Below are 15,113 nucleotides of genomic sequence, written 5' to 3'. Positions count from 1 at the left end.
GCGTTACTCGCTGCTGTCAACACCTCTTTTACACCGCTTTCGACCGAGAAGATCGAATCGTTAAAAGAGCCAAACAACACCACTCTTTCAACTCCCTTCTGGGCTTCGATAACCTGAAGCAACTCGCTGTCGAAAACTGCGCAACTCATTGTTTACCAAGGAGTTTTCCATTTCGACTGCGCCGGAAGTGGGGCGAATTATAGACTTCCAGAATCTGCCGTCAACCCTTAATTACGCTTTTCTATAAGGATGCTCAAAATCGCTGCTTATATATAGACGCGCCCGCCATGAATGCGCAGTATATTGCCCAATAACACTCTCGCTTCCTACTTCGGACGATGCCACGCCATGAATGACCAACCTCGCAGCCTTGCCTCGACCCTGTTTTCGGTTGGCCTGCTATTGATAGCCATGGCATCAATCCAGTCGGGAGCCTCCCTCGCTAAAAGCATGTTCCCCATTATCGGTGCGCAAGGGACCACCACCCTGCGGCTGATCTTCGCCAGCGTGATCATGATGTTGATACTGCGCCCCTGGCGAGCGAAGCTCACCGCAAAATCCCTGCGCACCGTCATCGTCTACGGAATGGCGTTGGGCGGCATGAACTTCCTCTTCTACATGTCCTTGCAAACCGTCCCCCTCGGTATCGCGGTTGCGCTGGAATTCACCGGCCCACTGGCGGTAGCCATCTATGCCTCACGTCGCGCGATCGACTTTTTGTGGATCGCCCTGGCAGCCGTCGGCTTACTGCTGTTAATACCTATGGGAGAAACGACCGCGGGGATCGATCTGGTAGGCGCCGGTTATGCATTGGGCGCAGGTGTCTGCTGGGCGCTGTACATTCTGTTCGGCCAAAAGGCCGGCGCCGACAATGGCGTGCAGACCGCGGCACTGGGGGTGATGATTGCGGCACTTTTTGTAGCCCCTATCGGCATCGTCCATGCTGGCGCCGCGCTGCTCACTCCCTCACTGATCCCCGTGGCCATCGCTGTCGCCATTCTGTCCACCGCCGTGCCCTACACGCTGGAGATGGTCGCCCTCACCCGAATCCCGACCCGGACATTCGGCACGTTGATGAGCATTGAACCTGCGATCGGCGCACTGTCAGGCCTGTTGTTTCTCCATGAGTACCTTTCACTGTCACAATGGATGGCCATCATGTGCATCATTCTGGCTTCCATAGGCGCGACCATGACCATGGGGAGTGCAGCCAAGCCTGCTGTCGCTGCAGATTGAGACAGGATTTGACGAGGGTCTGGTATTTGCCGCGCAATTAGGCCATGTTTAGACCCGTAACCCAGTGTCAGACATGGATTTTTCAGATAGGGATATCAGAACGCTTCAAGCGAAAGCGAATGCAGCCAAACCCGGGCGCAAAGATCCGGGGACGCTATAAGGACAGTAATGAAACGAATTTTGATACTGATCGCCGTACTTGCGGTTGCGGGCTGCGCGGCGACATCGAAAACCCAGGTAAAACACGGCAAGAGAGGGCTGCATATCAACTGTTCCGGGCTCTCGTCATCCTGGGACAAGTGCTACACCAGCGCTGCCAACTCGTGCGCTCCCAAAGGTTACAAGGTCATCGCCAAGTCAGGGGACGCTGTGGAAGAACCAGGCGATTACCCGTTCGGCCTCAACCCTGCAGGCTATACCAGCCGCAGCATGATCGTCATTTGCAAATAGATTGATGCCGTCTTGTCACGTTCGTGGACCTGCGATCTGGCGGCCAATCTCATCGTAACTGGACTTCAATACCGCGCGCTGAATGTCCGGCGTGGCCAGCATTCGCGCAATGACCAACGCACCGATACATTGCGACAGAATCGCCCATGCCAGGCTGTCGCTATCCAGAACTTGCGCCCAACTCTTCTGAAGCCGGCAAATCCAGTTCTCCGCCTGCTGACGAATCATCACGTCTGAACGTGCAATCTCAGCCCCCAATGCCGGCAAAGCACAACCGGATTCCGGGTGTTCGACATGAGCCATGCTCAGGTAGTGTTTCAGGCAGCGCTGGAACTTCTCAGGATTCTGATCCGCCCCTAAACGCTCCAGGCTTTGAGACAGCTCACGCTCGACGATTGAAGCGAACAGCTCATCCTTCGACGAAAAGTGACTGTAGAAAGCCCCGCCACTCAAGCCGATCGCCTTCATCAAACCGTCGACACCAACCGTTGAAAAACCAGACTTCTTGGCCGACACCGCACTGCTTTCAAGTAGTTTCTCTTTGGTTTCCAGTTTGTGATTGGCCGAGTAACGCATTGCCTTGCCCTCAGGATTGATCGCCTTGACGCTTGCCGAATCTTAGCATAACGTTCGTTTAGTTAACGATCGTTTAGCAAAGGGATCTACTCATGAATAACAAGAAGGTCGTACTGGTTGTAGGTGCCGGGGATGCCACCGGCGGCGAAATTGCAAAACGCTTTGCGCAGGAAGGTTTTGTGGCGTGTGTCACCCGCCGCAGCGCAGACAAACTCCAGCCGCTGGTGGATGCCATCAAGGCCGATGGCGGTGAAGCCCACGGGTTTGCCTGTGATGCGCGCAAGGAAGAGGACGTGATTGCGTTAGTTGAGCAGATCGAAAGCCAGATCGGCCCAATCGAAGCGTTCGTTTTCAACATTGGCGCCAATGTGCCTTGCAGCATTCTCGAAGAAACCGCGCGCAAATATTTCAAGATCTGGGAAATGGCCTGCTTCTCAGGATTTCTCAACGCTCGTGAAGTGGCCAAACGCATGGCCAAGCGTCAACGCGGGACTATCCTGTTCACCGGCGCTACCGCCGGCCTGCGTGGAGCCTCAGGATTTGCGGCGTTCGCTGGCGCCAAGCACGGGATTCGTGCCCTGGCGCAAAGCATGGCGCGTGAACTGGGGCCGATGAACATTCACGTCGCCCATGTTGTAGTCGACGGCGCCATCGATACCGATTTTATCCGCGAGAGTTTCCCCGAAAAGTACGCGACCAAGGACCAGGACGGCATTCTCAATCCAGAGCACATCGCCGAGAACTATTGGTACCTGCACAGCCAGCCCCGTGACGCATGGACCTTCGAGCTGGACCTGCGCCCCTGGAGCGAACGCTGGTAAGCCGTCCCCCACAATAATAAGCAGAGCACATTGACCATGAGCAAAACCGTGGAGTTCTATTTCGACCTCGGCAGCCCCGCCACCTACCTGGCCTATACCCAACTGCCGAAGATCTGCGAGCGGACCGACAGCCAGTTGATCTACATACCAATCTTGCTGGGCGGCGTCTTCAAAGCCACTGGTAACGCCTCCCCCGCGACCATCCCCGCCAAGGGCCGCTACATGTTCCAAGACCTGGACCGCTATGCCAAGCGCTATGGCGTGCCACTGAAGTTCAATCCCCACTTTCCTATCAACACCCTGATGCTGATGCGCGCCGTCACCGGCATGCAGTTGCGCCATCCCGAACGCTTTCAGGCATTCATCGATTGCCTGTTTCACGCCCTCTGGGTTGAAGGCCGCAGCCTCGATGACCTCGCAACCGTCGCGTCAGTACTGACACAGAACGGTTTCGATCCAAATGAGGTGCTGGCCCTGACCGCCGACGAGGAAGTCAAAGCCGCTCTCAAGGACAACACAGAGAAAGCGGTGCAACGGGGCGTATTCGGTGCCCCGAGCATGTTTGTCGATAATCAGCTGTTCTTCGGCCAGGATCGCCTGGACTTTGTCCTTGAAGCCCTGAGTTAAATCTCGACAACCAACCGCCCCTGCGCAGCTCCGAGGCACTCCGCGAGATGGTATTGGGGGGACTGGGGATTGCGCTGTCGCCGGTTTGGCTGTTCAGCGAGGACTTGAAGGCGGGACGCGTGACAGCGATTTTGCTGGAATACAGCGCCCAGTCGCTGCCGATTCATGCCGTGTCCCCGGCGAATCGTCGCCAATCCGCCAGGGTCAAAGCCTTTGTCGACTACATGAGCCAAGCGCTCGAAGAAGCGCCTGAACTCCAACCGATCAAATAGCCGCAGTGCGGGTGTTCAACCACTCAAGGGCTGCGCCGTCGAGCAACGGGCTCAAGCGCTGGCGCACCTCGGCGTGGTAAGCGTTGAACCACTGCTTTTCGTCATCGGTCAGCAGCGACGGTTCCAGGCAGCGAGTGTCGATCGGGCACAAGGTCAGGGTTTCGAACTTCAGGAACTCACCGAACTCGCTTTTGCCCGCCTCACGGTTCAACACCAGGTTCTCGATCCGCACACCCCAGCGCCCCGGACGGTAAGTACCCGGTTCGATGGACGTGATCATGCCCGGCTGCATGGCGGTTTGCGGTGACGCGGCGGCCTGATAGGCGATGACCTGCGGGCCTTCGTGCACGTTGAGGAAGTAGCCGACGCCATGACCGGTGCCGTGACCGTAATCAACGCTTTCAGCCCAGATCGGCGCGCGGGCAATCGAATCGAGCAACGGCGAGAGAATGCCACGGGGGAACTGCGCACGGGACAATGCAATCACGCCTTTGAGCACCCGCGTGCAATCGCGCTTCTGCTCAGCGGTCGGCGTACCGACCGGCACCATCCGCGTGATGTCAGTGGTGCCGCCCAAGTACTGGCCGCCGGAGTCGATCAACAACAGACCGTCGCCTTCGATCACCGCGTGTTCTTCTTCGGTGGCGTGGTAGTGCGGCATCGCGCCATTGGCGTTGAACGCAGCAATGGTGTTGAAGCTCAGCGATACATAACCCGGACGTCGGGTACGCGCGGCCGTCAGGTGTTCGTCGATGGTCAGTTCGGTGATGCGTTCACGACCCAACGCAGTGTCCAGCCAGGTGAAAAATTCGCACAGGGCCGCGCCGTCCTGCTCCATGGCCTGACGAATGTGCTCGGCATCGGCCAGGCTTTTCTGCGATTTGGCCAACGTCGTCGGGTTCAGGCCTTCGACCAGTTTCACGCCGCTATCCAGGTTATCCAGCAAGCCGGCGGTGACGCGCGCCGGATCGACTTGCAGACTCGCCCCGCTCGGTACGGCGAGCAAGGCGGCGGCCACTTCGCTGTAGTCGCGCAGGGTCACGCCGTCCTGTTCGAGAACTGCACGCAGCTCGGCATCGACCTTGCTCAGCGCCACGAACAGGGTGGCCTGCTGCTGGCTGATCAAGGCAAAGGAAACAAACACCGGGTTGAATGACACGTCACCGCCGCGCAAGTTGAACAGCCAGGCGATGTCATCAAGCGTGGCGATGAAATGCCAGTCGGCACCGCGATCTTTCAAAACCTCACGCAGCTTGGCCAGTTTCTCGCCGCGGCTGACAGTCGCCTGAGGCGGCAGGTGTTGATAGATCGGTTCGTTTGGCAGCGTCGGACGGTCGCTCCAGACTTCGCTCAACACATCGATGTCAGTGCGCAGACGAGCGCCGCGTTCTTCGAGCTTGCCACCCAACGTACGCGCCGAAGCCACGGCCATTACCGCACCATCTACCGCGACGACACCCCCTTCAGGGGTTTGCTCGGCCAGCCAGTCCAGCGGGCCGGGCTGACCCGGTTGCAGCTTGACCAGTTCGATCCCGCTGCCCTTGAGTTCCTTGGTCGCCTGTTCCCAGTAACGGCTGTCGGCCCAGACGCCGGCAAAGTCCGGCGTAACGATCAGCGTGCCGACCGAGCCATGGAAGCCCGACAACCATTGCCGCCCTTGCCAGTAACCCGGCAGGTATTCCGAAAGATGCGGGTCGGCCGACGGCACCAGCAGAGCGTGAATGCCCTCCCGGCTCATCAGTTCGCGGGTTTGCGCCAGGCGTTGGGGCACCGATCCATTGATCGAAGGCTGCGTACTCATCATGTCTCCTGCTAATCACTTCATCATTATTGTTGAGTGTCGATCAACGCCGACACTTTCAGATCTTATTGCCAAAATGCCGGAGCACTGGCGCAGGCCGCTTTAATCAGGTGTACCGCTTGGTCGATGTCTTGCTCGGTGGTGAACCGGCCGAGACTCAAGCGAATGGTGCGACTCGCCGAGCGGGCGTCATGCCCCAGGGCCAGCAGCACATGGGAGGGCGCATTGCTGGCGGAGTTGCAGGCCGAGGTCGCTGAAAACGCGATCGAGGTGCTCAACGCCGCGGAATTGAACTCGCCTTCGTTGAAGGTCAGGCTCAGGGTATGGGGGATGCGCTGGGTCGGACTGCCATTGAGGCGAACCCCGGGAATACTCAGCAGCTGTTCGAGCAGGCGCTCGCGCAACCGGACGATCGTGGCTTTCTCTTCATCGAACGAGGCGGCCGCCAACGCGAAGGCCACACCCATGGCGGCAATCTGGTGAGTCGCCAGGGTGCCGGAACGCAAACCGCCCTCGTGACCACCGCCGTGGATCTGCGCCTGCAAACGCTGTTGCGCGCGCGGGCCGACATACAACGCACCGATGCCTTTGGGACCATAGAGCTTGTGGGCGGAAAACGACATCAGGTCCACCGGCCACTCGGCCAGATCGATCGCCACTTTGCCCGCGCCCTGAGCCGCGTCGACATGGAACAACGCATCGCGATCACGCACTACCTGACCGATGGCCGGAATGTCGTTGACGGTGCCCAGCTCGTTGTTGACCAGCATCAGCGACACCAGAAAGGTGTCTTCGCGCATCGCTTCGCTGACCGCTTGCGGGGTAATCAGACCCTCGGCGTCAGGCACCAGATAAGTCACCGCAACACCGGCATCCTGCAACTGCTTCGCCGTGTCGAGAATCGCTTTGTGTTCGATCTGGCTGGTGATGATGTGGCCGCCAGAAACGCCGCGAGCCTGGGCCACGCCCTTGAGGGCAAGGTTGTTCGATTCAGTGGCGCCGGAGGTCCAGACGATCTGCTCCGCCTGGGCGCCGACCAGTTCCGCGACCTGGCGCCGCGCCTGCTCAACCGATTGTCGGGCCTGCTGACCGAACGCATGGGAGCTGGACGCCGGATTGCCGAAGTTGCCGGTAAAACCCAGACACTCGACCATGACCTTGATGACCCGCTCATCCACCGGCGTGGTGGCGGCGTAGTCGAAATACAGAGGACGTTTATTCATAGAAGACTCGCAGAGCATGTTCCGGGATCAGGAGGCTCGTCACTGAAACGTCAAAGCGCAGCCTCGTGAGCTGCGCCGATCGTACAGAGCGTTAGAAATACCTGATCGGAGGCCGTTAAAGAAGAACAACTTCATTTAAAAGTGCGTAGGAACGCTCCTGAAGTCGAGCTTAACAGGCATCGGGCAACCGGTTGAAGCAATGCGTCAGCTGAAGCTTTCGAGCAACAACGGATACAGCGAAGCCACGAGCAGCAAGGCCATGCCCCAGTTGAACAGCCGCAACCAGCGGCGATCTTTCAGCACGTTGCGCAACAACGTGCCACAGCCTGCCCAGACACTGACGCTCGGCAGGTTGATCAAGGCGAACACCGCCGCAATCACGATCACGTTGGTGAAATAACCCTGCATTGGCGTGTAGGTGCTGATAGCACCGATGGCCATGATCCACGCCTTGGGATTGACCCACTGAAACGCTGCGGCGCCCAAATAGCTGATCGGCTTACTCTCGCCCTTTTCACTCTCGGAAACCGGTCCCGAATGGGCAATCTTCCACGCCAGATATAGCAAATACGCCGCGCCGACGTAACGCAGCACGCTGTAGAGCAATGGATTGGTTTGAAACACTGCGCCCAAGCCGAAACCTACCGCCACCACAAGCACGAAAAAGCCGCAGGTGATGCCAAGCATGTGGGGGATGGTGCGGTTAAAGACGAAGTTCACGCCCGATGCCAGCAACATCGTGTTGTTGGGGCCGGGAGTAATCGAGGTGACAAGCGCAAACAGGGCGAAGCCCAGCAGCAAATCGAGCGAGAGCGTCATGGGTGGCAGTCCATTGGGGTCAGTCAGGTGTTGACCCTATCGCAGGCCTTCAGGGAAACCCACGGACAGTTGCGTGAAACTTCGAGCGGTACAGTTTTCGATCAGCTAGGACGACCGTGAAGCTGTACAGCACGTTCGGCGTTCATCTCGCCTTGTTTGTCGAAACTGAATGATTTTTGCGGTTGGCCGAGCAATTCGGCTTTTTTTGCGTGGTACTCGTCGAAGGACAAACCGCGACGATTCAAGTCTTCCAACGCCAGTTCCTTGCTTTCTTCGGCGGTGTACGGCCGCAATTCCGGTGAAACATGGCTGGCACATCCAGCGAGAACGGAGACCGCGAGCAGCAAGAAAGTGGCGATTAGAGGTTTCATGTCTGGCGTCCTGGCATCTGAGTTCGGGGCAATGAACACAGGCTACCCGCACCCTTCGACGGGCAGAAATCAACGCTCTCGATAGTGGGTATCAGGGTTGGCCAAGATCAAAAGATCGCAGCCTTCGGCAGCTCCTACAAAGGCCTTTTATATACCTACAAGATCTATAAATATCTTTTAATGATCTTTTACGGAATAACAGCAAGCCTTTATAACAACTCCATCGCATCACGCACTGTTGCCTACGCAACTGTTTGTCACGCAACAGTCATTCAACAAACAGCCCTGCTAATCGAACAGCATCTACGGTTCAACACGCTGAAAGCCCCGTAAATCGAGGCTCCGAGGGATTGGTACAGCTCTTGCTCTCTGTCAGTGACTAGTCACTGATCCCTGAGCAACTGTTTAAAAAGGAACTGATAATGTCGCGTCCATTGAAAGTCGTTGCCCTCTCCGGCGGTACCTGGCGTCCGTCTCGCACATTGGTGCTGACCCAGGCGCTGTTGGCGCAACTGGCCGAGCAATTGCCGATTGAAAGCAAGCTGATTGAACTGGGTGACATCGCCCGACCATTGGGCGCCGCACTGTCCCGCCAAGAATTCAGCGCCGAGATCGAAGCCGAGCTGCAAGCGATCGAGAACGCCGACCTGCTGATCGTCGCCGCGCCGGTTTATCGCGGTTCCTACCCTGGACTGCTCAAGCATCTGTTCGATCTGATCGACCTCAACGCGCTGATCGACACGCCGGTATTGCTGGCCGCCACCGGTGGCAGCGAACGTCATGCGCTGGTGCTGGATCACCAGTTGCGGCCGCTGTTCAGTTTCTTCCAGGCATTGACCTTGCCGATTGGCGTCTACGCCACCGAAGCTGATTTCTCCAATTACCAAATAACCAGTGAACTTCTCAAGGCCCGCATACAACTGGCTGCAGAACGCGCCGCGCCGTTGTTTGGCGTGTACCCCAAAAATCTGCTGAAAATCGCTTAAGGATTTTTTCATGGATGTTTTCTGGTTTCTGCCGACTCACGGCGACGGCCATTACCTGGGCACCACTCAGGGCGCTCGCCCGGTGACACTCAGCTACCTGAAACAAGTGGCTCAGGCGGCCGACAGCCTCGGCTACCACGGCGTGCTGATTCCCACCGGGCGCTCCTGCGAGGATTCGTGGGTGATTGCTTCGGCGCTGGTGCCGCTGACCGAACGTCTGCGTTATCTGGTAGCGATCCGGCCGGGAATCATCTCGCCGACGATCTCGGCGCGCATGGCCGCGACACTGGATCGACTGTCCAATGGCCGTTTGCTGATCAACGTGGTCACAGGCGGTGACCCGGATGAAAATCGTGGCGACGGCATCTTCCTCGATCACAGCGAACGCTACGAAGTGACCGACGAATTCCTGCAAATCTGGCGCCGGGTGCTGCAAGGCGAATCGGTGGATTTCGAAGGCAAACACCTGCAAGTGCAGAACGCCAAGGCGCTGTATCCGCCGGTGCAAAAACCCTATCCGCCGCTGTACTTCGGTGGCTCTTCCGAGGCAGCCCATGAATTGGCCGCCGAGCAGGTTGATGTCTATTTGACTTGGGGCGAACCACCGGCCGCCGTGGCGGAAAAACTGGCCGATGTGCGTGAACGTGCCGCGCGAAACGGTCGCACGGTGAAGTTCGGGATTCGCTTGCACGTGATCGTCCGCGAGACCGCCGAAGAGGCCTGGATAGCGGCTGACAAACTTATCGAGCACATCAGCGACGAGACCATCGCGGCAGCGCAGAAGTCGTTCTCGCGTTTCGATTCCGAAGGTCAGCGGCGCATGGCGGCGTTGCATGACGGGCGTCGTGACAATCTGGAAATATCCCCCAACCTCTGGGCCGGTGTCGGTCTGGTGCGTGGCGGCGCCGGGACGGCGTTGGTGGGCGATCCGCAGCAAGTGGCGGCGCGAATCAAGGAGTACGCGGACCTGGGAATCGAGAGTTTTATCTTCTCCGGCTATCCGCACCTCGAAGAGGCTTACCGTTTTGCCGAGCTGGTGTTCCCGTTGTTGCCTGAGCCGTACGCCAGCCTGGCCGGGCGCGGCGTCACGAATCTTACCGGGCCGTTTGGCGAAATGATCGCCAATGATGTGCTCCCGGCTCACGCCAAAGCCTGATCCTGCCCGCCGGATCCGCCCCGCCCCTGTAGGAGCTGACGAGTGAAACGAGGCTGCGATCTTTTGATGTTAAAGATCAAGACCAAAAGATCGCAGCCTGCGGCAGCTCCTACGGTGGTCCATCGACATATAGGAAATTCCGTGTGACTGCCAAGCCGCAAAGCGCCCTGATATCCCCCTTGCAGACCGCCCGCCGATTGGCCGCCGAGTTTGCCCTGACCGCTGTCGAGCGCGATGAACGTGGCGGTACGCCCAAAGCCGAACGTGATGCCTTGCGCCACAGCGGTCTGCTCGCGTTAAGCATTCCCACCCAGTATGGCGGCCTCGGCGCCAGCTGGAGTGACACCCTGACCATCGTGCGCGAATTCGCCAAGGTCGACAGTTCAATTGCCCATGTCTTCGGCTTCCATCACCTGATGCTCGCCACCGTGCGCCTGTTCGCCCGCCCCGAGCAGTGGCAGCCATGGTTCGAACAGACCGCACGCAAAAACTGGTTCTGGGGTAACGCCCTGAACCCGCTGGACACCCGCACCGTGGTGAAGAACCTCGGTGACTGGCGTGAATTTTCCGGCAAGAAAAGTTTCTGCTCCGGCGCCAGCGATTCGCAAATGCTGATTGCCTCGGCGGTGGACGAAAGCGCTGGCGGCAAGCTGTTGATCGCCGCGATTCCCAGCGGTCGCAGCGGCATCACCTTGCATAACGACTGGAACAACATGGGCCAGCGCCAGACCGACAGCGGCAGCGCGACATTCGAACGGGTACGAGTCGAAGAGTCGGAACTGCTGCTCGATCCGGGTCCGCTGAGTACGCCATTCGCCTGCCTCCGGCCGTTGATTGCCCAGCTGACCTTCACACACATGTTCCTCGGCATCGCCGAGGGTGCCTTCGAAGAAGCGCGGCAATACACCCTCACCGAGACCCGTCCGTGGCACAAATCCAATGCTCAGGATGTGCGTCAGGATCCTTATGTACTCGGCCACTACGGCGAATTCTGGGTCGCCCTCGAAAGTGTTCGACTGCTGGTGGAGCGCGCTGCCGGGTTGCTCGACAAGGCCTGGGCCAAAGGCCCGAACCTCAGCGCCGAAGAGCGTGGGCATCTCGCTACTGCCATCGCCACGACCAAGGTCGCTGCCACCCGCAACGGTCTGGAACTCTGTAGCCGGTTGTTCGAAGTAACCGGCGCCCGTTCAACTCATGCCTCACTGCGACTGGATCGCCACTGGCGCAACCTGCGCACGCAAACCCTGCATGACCCGGTGGACTACAAACTCCATGAACTGGGTGACTGGGCGCTCAACCAGTCCCTGCCGATCCCGACTTTCTATTCATAGCCTTCTATTCATGGAGCTTGCCCATGCAACTGCTGACCTTACCGCCCTCGCCCGCTCTGGCCACCTCGATCCGCGCCACGGCGCAGGTGTTCGAAGACCCTAAATCCCAAGCCTTGCTCGCCCACATTCAACAAGTCGCACCGAGTGAAGCCAGCGTGCTGATCATCGGCGAAACCGGCACCGGCAAGGAGTTGGTGGCGCGACATATCCACAACCTCAGCGCCCGCCGTAACCGGCCTTTTGTGGCAGTGAACTGCGGCGCGTTCTCTGAATCCCTGGTGGAGGCCGAGTTGTTCGGCCATGAAAAAGGTGCCTTCACCGGTGCGCTGAGCGCCAAGGCCGGCTGGTTCGAGGAGGCCGATGGCGGTACGTTGTTCCTCGATGAAATCGGCGATTTGCCGATGGCGATTCAGGTCAAGTTGTTGCGGGTGTTGCAGGAGCGCGAAGTGGTGCGACTGGGTTCGCGCAAGAGCATTCCTATCAATGTGCGCGTGCTGGCGGCGACCAACGTGCAATTGGAGAAAGCCATCAACGCCGGGCATTTCCGTGAGGATTTGTACTACCGCCTCGACGTGGTCAGCCTGGAATTGAGCCCGCTGCGCGACCGCCCCGGCGACATCCTGCCGCTGACCCGACACTTCGTCGAAGCCTACAGCCAGCGCCTCGGCTACGGCACCATCACCATCAGCAAAGACGCCGAACTGAAACTGCGCAGCTACAGCTGGCCGGGCAACATCCGCGAACTGGAAAACGTCATTCACCACACCCTGTTGATCTGCCGTAACGGCGTGATCGAACGCGACGACCTGCGGCTGTCGAACATGCGCATCGAGCGTCAGGACGATTACCACAGCAACGTCGACGATTCACCGGAAGCCCTGCTCGATCGGGCCTTTCAAAAACTCTTCGAAGAACAGGCCGGTGCGCTGCACGAGAAAGTCGAAGACGCGTTGCTGCGAGCCGCCTATCGCTTCAGCCATTACAACCAGGTGCACACCGCTGCGCTGCTGGGGTTGAGCCGCAACGTAACCCGCACGCGACTGATCAAGATCGGCGAACTGGCGGTGAACAAGCGCCGGGCCACGGAAAACCTTCAGGGCGAGCGTGTCATGCAGCTGTCGATCTAACCCACCAGATTGCAGTGCAGTGCGTTGTCGTGGCTGCGTTCCAGGCTGTGCAGCACCTGGAACGAGCCGAAGGTCACGGTTTTCGCCTGATGGGCGCGGATCAGTTGCCAGAAATCCTGCTCGCCGCTTTCAAAGCTTTTGAACGCGGCCTCTCCCGCCTCTCGTGTTTGCCATTGCAGATAGTTGAGCACCCGCCGGCCATCGTCGCTGGCCTGGATGCTGGCACTCAGAAAACCGCTGTAACCCTGGGCGAGACGCTCGGTCTGCTTCGAAAGCGCCGACACCAGTGCGGGCTGTTGATGGGGTTCAATCTCGAATTCAATCAATTGGGTGAAGCTGCGATTTTTCTCTGACAGTTGCATGAATAGTCCCCACTCACCTGTAAGCCGGATCTTGCGATCCGAAGGCCGGCAGGGTAAAACCTCGAGTTAACTTGAGGTCAAGAGGCATTTTTTAAATGATCACCTCGGAAAATCTGCATAAAGAACTCACCGTCGGCCAAGTGGCTGCGCGTAGCGGCGTCGCGGTCACCGCACTGCACTTTTACGAATCCAAGGGTTTGATCAAAAGTAATCGCAACCAGGGCAACCAGCGGCGTTTTCCACGGGAAGTGTTGCGGCGGGTGGCGTTGATCAAAGTGGCTCAGCGATTGGGCATTCCGTTGGCGGTGATTGGTGAGGCATTGAAATCGCTACCGGACAATCGGGCGCCGACGGCGGCGGACTGGAAGGTGTTGTCGGCGCAGTGGAGTCGGGATCTGGATGAGCGGATCAATCAGCTCGTGCTGCTGCGGGACCGGCTCAATGGCTGCATCGGGTGTGGATGTTTGTCGATGGAGGCATGCCCGTTGCGCAACTTTGGCGATGTGCTGGGGGAACAGGGGCCGGGGGCGCAGCTGCTGGAACCCGGGACAGGTCCGAAATAGCGGTGCGGCCTTCGCGAGCAGGCTCGCTCCCACACTGGATTTGTGAACGCCACAGATCAAATGTGGGAGCGAGCCTGCTCGCGAAAGCGGCCTGTCAGTCGATGAGTTTTTAGAACCCCGGTGCAATCTGCCCTTTGTAGCGAGTCAGGATGAACTGCCGAACCTCATCGGAATTCAGCGCCTTTGCCAGTTTCTGCAAGCCTGGGTCGTTGATGTTGTCCGGCCGCGCGACCAGAAACTCGATGTACAAACTCTTGCCCTTCTCGACGATCAACGCGCTGTTGGTGTCGATTCCCGCTTCCAGGGCGTAGTTGGCGAAGACAAACGCCAGGTCCACCTGACTCACCGAACGGGCCAGCAGCGCACCTTCCAGTTCACGTATTTTCAGGTGCTTGGGGTTTTCGATGATGTCCCGTTGAGTCGCCAGGGTGTTGCTCGGTTCCTTGAGTTTGATCAGGCCGGCTTCGTGCAACAGCACCAGTGCGCGACCGGTGTTCACCGGGTCATTGGGAATCGACACCGTGGCGCCATCCTTCAGTTCGGCGATGCTTTTGATCCTGGTCGAGTAAGCACCAAACGGTTCAATGTGCACACCGACTACCGGCACCAGATTGGTATGGCGGGTTTTGTTGAAGTCATCGAGAAATGGCCGGTACTGGTAATAGTTGGCGTCGAGGTTCTTTAACGCCAATTGCTGGTTGGGCTGGATGAAGTCAGTGAAGACCTTGATGTCGAGGTCCACGCCTTCCTTGGCCAGGGTCGGCTTGACGAATTCGAGGATCTCCGCGTGGGGCACCGGGGTGGCGGCCGTCGCCGTACCGGCGGAGGGTCGCCTGAATATCATGCACGTTCTTGCCGCCGGTTTCCGACAAGGCATTGGCAAAGCGGTGACCTTGCAGCGCCAGCCCGAAGAAGTGCGTTTGCTGCTCAGGTGTGCCTTGCAGGCGAATGTCTTCCAGCAGGCAATAGTGGTTTTGCGGGATTTGCCCCAGGGACGGATCGGCCGCCGAGATGATCGCGATGACCTGCGCCAGCACCGCATAGGACACCTGCGCGCCGCCAAATGCTTTCGGCACGCTGATGCCCCACAAACCGCTGTTGGAATACAGATCGACGATCTCGGCGGGCACTTGGCGGGTGCGGTCGCGCTCGGCGTCTTGCTCCAGTAACACCGCGGCAATACGTTCGGCGACGCGTAAGGCTTCGGCTTCGTTGGCGATCCGATGGGCGGCCGGTGGGTTGATCGGATAAACGGCAGATTGAGGCATACAAGTCTCTCGGCACCAATGTTTAGCAGAGGGCATTGCAGCTTCTGTGCCTGACCGTCCGAGCCAATGTTTTCGGGGGTTATGGGCCGCTCAAAGGTTTTTTTTCATCAGCAACCCGGGCAAT

The 15,113-nt window shown here is 58.6% G+C and carries 16 protein-coding genes and 2 pseudogenes; 10 read left to right on the top strand and 8 right to left on the bottom strand.

What is annotated here, in order from left to right; all coding sequences use genetic code 11:
- Positions 1-348: 348 nt before the first annotated feature.
- A complete protein-coding gene (gene rhtA, locus ACIQU2_RS15330; RefSeq protein WP_283181087.1) occupies positions 349-1,236 on the top strand; it encodes a threonine/homoserine exporter RhtA in 888 nt (295 codons plus the stop codon).
- Between the two features lie 168 nt (positions 1,237-1,404).
- A complete protein-coding gene (locus tag ACIQU2_RS15325; protein WP_008156219.1) occupies positions 1,405-1,686 on the top strand; it encodes a hypothetical protein in 282 nt (93 codons plus the stop codon).
- A gap of 15 nt (positions 1,687-1,701) precedes the next feature.
- Here the strand turns inward: ACIQU2_RS15325 and ACIQU2_RS15320 are convergent, their stop codons facing one another.
- Complete coding sequence (locus tag ACIQU2_RS15320; RefSeq protein WP_347806170.1) at positions 1,702-2,262, bottom strand: TetR/AcrR family transcriptional regulator; 561 nt, start codon at positions 2,260-2,262, stop codon at positions 1,702-1,704.
- Positions 2,263-2,354: 92 nt separating this feature from the next.
- Here ACIQU2_RS15320 and ACIQU2_RS15315 point away from each other — a divergent pair, with 92 nt between their 5' ends.
- The 3 genes and pseudogenes from ACIQU2_RS15315 to ACIQU2_RS15305 form a co-directional block, all read left to right on the top strand.
- Positions 2,355-3,083 carry an SDR family oxidoreductase gene (locus tag ACIQU2_RS15315; RefSeq protein WP_347806169.1) on the top strand — a complete coding sequence of 243 codons (729 nt, stop codon included), beginning with the start codon at positions 2,355-2,357 and terminating at the stop codon, positions 3,081-3,083.
- A 36-nt stretch (positions 3,084-3,119) separates the two neighbouring features.
- Positions 3,120-3,710: a 2-hydroxychromene-2-carboxylate isomerase gene (locus ACIQU2_RS15310; RefSeq protein WP_347806168.1), complete on the top strand. Its 591-nt coding sequence runs from the start codon at positions 3,120-3,122 to the stop codon at positions 3,708-3,710.
- 26 nt (positions 3,711-3,736) lie between these two features.
- A pseudogene (locus tag ACIQU2_RS15305) lies at positions 3,737-3,982 on the top strand (LysR substrate-binding domain-containing protein); the annotation flags it as partial.
- Here ACIQU2_RS15305 and ACIQU2_RS15300 read toward each other — a convergent pair.
- From ACIQU2_RS15300 to ACIQU2_RS15285, 4 genes are all read right to left on the bottom strand, one after another.
- On the bottom strand, positions 3,975-5,783 hold the full coding sequence (locus ACIQU2_RS15300; protein WP_403142149.1) for an aminopeptidase P family protein: 1,809 nt from the start codon (positions 5,781-5,783) through the stop codon (positions 3,975-3,977). The pseudogene ACIQU2_RS15305 and the gene ACIQU2_RS15300 overlap by 8 nt on opposite strands.
- Before the next feature lie 65 nt (positions 5,784-5,848).
- Complete coding sequence (locus tag ACIQU2_RS15295; protein WP_403142147.1) at positions 5,849-7,006, bottom strand: cysteine desulfurase family protein; 1,158 nt, start codon at positions 7,004-7,006, stop codon at positions 5,849-5,851.
- Between the two features lie 204 nt (positions 7,007-7,210).
- Positions 7,211-7,825 (bottom strand): LysE family translocator, encoded by a 615-nt coding sequence (locus ACIQU2_RS15290; RefSeq protein ID WP_403142145.1) that lies wholly within the window; start codon positions 7,823-7,825, stop codon positions 7,211-7,213.
- 101 nt (positions 7,826-7,926) lie between these two features.
- Positions 7,927-8,196 (bottom strand): hypothetical protein, encoded by a 270-nt coding sequence (locus ACIQU2_RS15285; protein WP_347806164.1) that lies wholly within the window; start codon positions 8,194-8,196, stop codon positions 7,927-7,929.
- Positions 8,197-8,618: 422 nt separating this feature from the next.
- On the opposite strand from ACIQU2_RS15285, the gene msuE reads away from it, so the two are divergent.
- From msuE to ACIQU2_RS15265, 4 genes are all read left to right on the top strand, one after another.
- On the top strand, positions 8,619-9,182 hold the full coding sequence (gene msuE / locus ACIQU2_RS15280; protein ID WP_403142141.1) for an FMN reductase: 564 nt from the start codon (positions 8,619-8,621) through the stop codon (positions 9,180-9,182).
- Between the two features lie 10 nt (positions 9,183-9,192).
- Positions 9,193-10,338: an FMNH2-dependent alkanesulfonate monooxygenase gene (gene ssuD / locus ACIQU2_RS15275; protein ID WP_403142138.1), complete on the top strand. Its 1,146-nt coding sequence runs from the start codon at positions 9,193-9,195 to the stop codon at positions 10,336-10,338.
- A 143-nt stretch (positions 10,339-10,481) separates the two neighbouring features.
- Entirely contained in the window at positions 10,482-11,669 is a 1,188-nt protein-coding gene (locus ACIQU2_RS15270) for an acyl-CoA dehydrogenase family protein (protein ID WP_403142136.1), read from the top strand.
- A 23-nt stretch (positions 11,670-11,692) separates the two neighbouring features.
- Entirely contained in the window at positions 11,693-12,796 is a 1,104-nt protein-coding gene (locus tag ACIQU2_RS15265; RefSeq protein WP_347805445.1) for a sigma-54 dependent transcriptional regulator, read from the top strand.
- Here the strand turns inward: ACIQU2_RS15265 and ACIQU2_RS15260 are convergent.
- Complete coding sequence (locus tag ACIQU2_RS15260) at positions 12,793-13,158, bottom strand: antibiotic biosynthesis monooxygenase (protein ID WP_347805444.1); 366 nt, start codon at positions 13,156-13,158, stop codon at positions 12,793-12,795. The genes ACIQU2_RS15265 and ACIQU2_RS15260 overlap by 4 nt on opposite strands.
- 95 nt (positions 13,159-13,253) lie before the next feature.
- On the opposite strand from ACIQU2_RS15260, the gene soxR reads away from it, so the two are divergent.
- Positions 13,254-13,721, top strand: a complete 468-nt coding sequence (gene soxR / locus ACIQU2_RS15255; RefSeq protein ID WP_403142131.1) for a redox-sensitive transcriptional activator SoxR — start codon at positions 13,254-13,256, stop codon at positions 13,719-13,721.
- A gap of 109 nt (positions 13,722-13,830) precedes the next feature.
- Here soxR and ACIQU2_RS15250 read toward each other — a convergent pair whose 3' ends face one another.
- Both ACIQU2_RS15250 and ACIQU2_RS15245 read right to left on the bottom strand, forming a co-directional pair.
- Complete coding sequence (locus tag ACIQU2_RS15250; protein WP_403142128.1) at positions 13,831-14,565, bottom strand: MetQ/NlpA family ABC transporter substrate-binding protein; 735 nt, start codon at positions 14,563-14,565, stop codon at positions 13,831-13,833.
- A pseudogene (locus ACIQU2_RS15245) lies at positions 14,528-14,989 on the bottom strand (acyl-CoA dehydrogenase family protein); the annotation flags it as partial. The pseudogene ACIQU2_RS15245 and the gene ACIQU2_RS15250, both read right to left, overlap by 38 nt.
- Positions 14,990-15,113: the final 124 nt, after the last annotated feature.

This window comes from Pseudomonas sp. NPDC098740 (assembly GCF_044760065.1).
Taxonomy (GTDB): Bacteria; Pseudomonadota; Gammaproteobacteria; order Pseudomonadales; family Pseudomonadaceae; genus Aquipseudomonas; species Aquipseudomonas rossensis.
The sequence above is the reverse complement of the archived record's forward strand: the minus strand, read 5'-3'. Positions and strand labels throughout refer to the sequence as shown.

Bases quoted from the DNA above. Each gene is read 5' to 3' on its own strand.
- ACIQU2_RS15325 (WP_008156219.1), top strand. From the start codon at position 1,405: ATGAAACGAATTTTGATACTGATCGCCGTACTTGCGGTTGCGGGCTGC.
- ACIQU2_RS15260 (WP_347805444.1), bottom strand. From the start codon at position 13,158: ATGCAACTGTCAGAGAAAAATCGCAGCTTCACCCAATTGATTGAATTC.
- ACIQU2_RS15310 (WP_347806168.1), top strand. From the start codon at position 3,120: ATGAGCAAAACCGTGGAGTTCTATTTCGACCTCGGCAGCCCCGCCACC.
- rhtA (WP_283181087.1), top strand. From the start codon at position 349: ATGAATGACCAACCTCGCAGCCTTGCCTCGACCCTGTTTTCGGTTGGC.
- ssuD (WP_403142138.1), top strand. From the start codon at position 9,193: ATGGATGTTTTCTGGTTTCTGCCGACTCACGGCGACGGCCATTACCTG.
- ACIQU2_RS15300 (WP_403142149.1), bottom strand. From the start codon at position 5,783: ATGAGTACGCAGCCTTCGATCAATGGATCGGTGCCCCAACGCCTGGCG.
- ACIQU2_RS15285 (WP_347806164.1), bottom strand. From the start codon at position 8,196: ATGAAACCTCTAATCGCCACTTTCTTGCTGCTCGCGGTCTCCGTTCTC.
- ACIQU2_RS15290 (WP_403142145.1), bottom strand. From the start codon at position 7,825: ATGACGCTCTCGCTCGATTTGCTGCTGGGCTTCGCCCTGTTTGCGCTT.
- ACIQU2_RS15250 (WP_403142128.1), bottom strand. From the start codon at position 14,565: ATGATATTCAGGCGACCCTCCGCCGGTACGGCGACGGCCGCCACCCCG.
- ACIQU2_RS15315 (WP_347806169.1), top strand. From the start codon at position 2,355: ATGAATAACAAGAAGGTCGTACTGGTTGTAGGTGCCGGGGATGCCACC.
- ACIQU2_RS15265 (WP_347805445.1), top strand. From the start codon at position 11,693: ATGCAACTGCTGACCTTACCGCCCTCGCCCGCTCTGGCCACCTCGATC.
- ACIQU2_RS15295 (WP_403142147.1), bottom strand. From the start codon at position 7,006: ATGAATAAACGTCCTCTGTATTTCGACTACGCCGCCACCACGCCGGTG.
- ACIQU2_RS15320 (WP_347806170.1), bottom strand. From the start codon at position 2,262: ATGCGTTACTCGGCCAATCACAAACTGGAAACCAAAGAGAAACTACTT.
- soxR (WP_403142131.1), top strand. From the start codon at position 13,254: ATGATCACCTCGGAAAATCTGCATAAAGAACTCACCGTCGGCCAAGTG.
- msuE (WP_403142141.1), top strand. From the start codon at position 8,619: ATGTCGCGTCCATTGAAAGTCGTTGCCCTCTCCGGCGGTACCTGGCGT.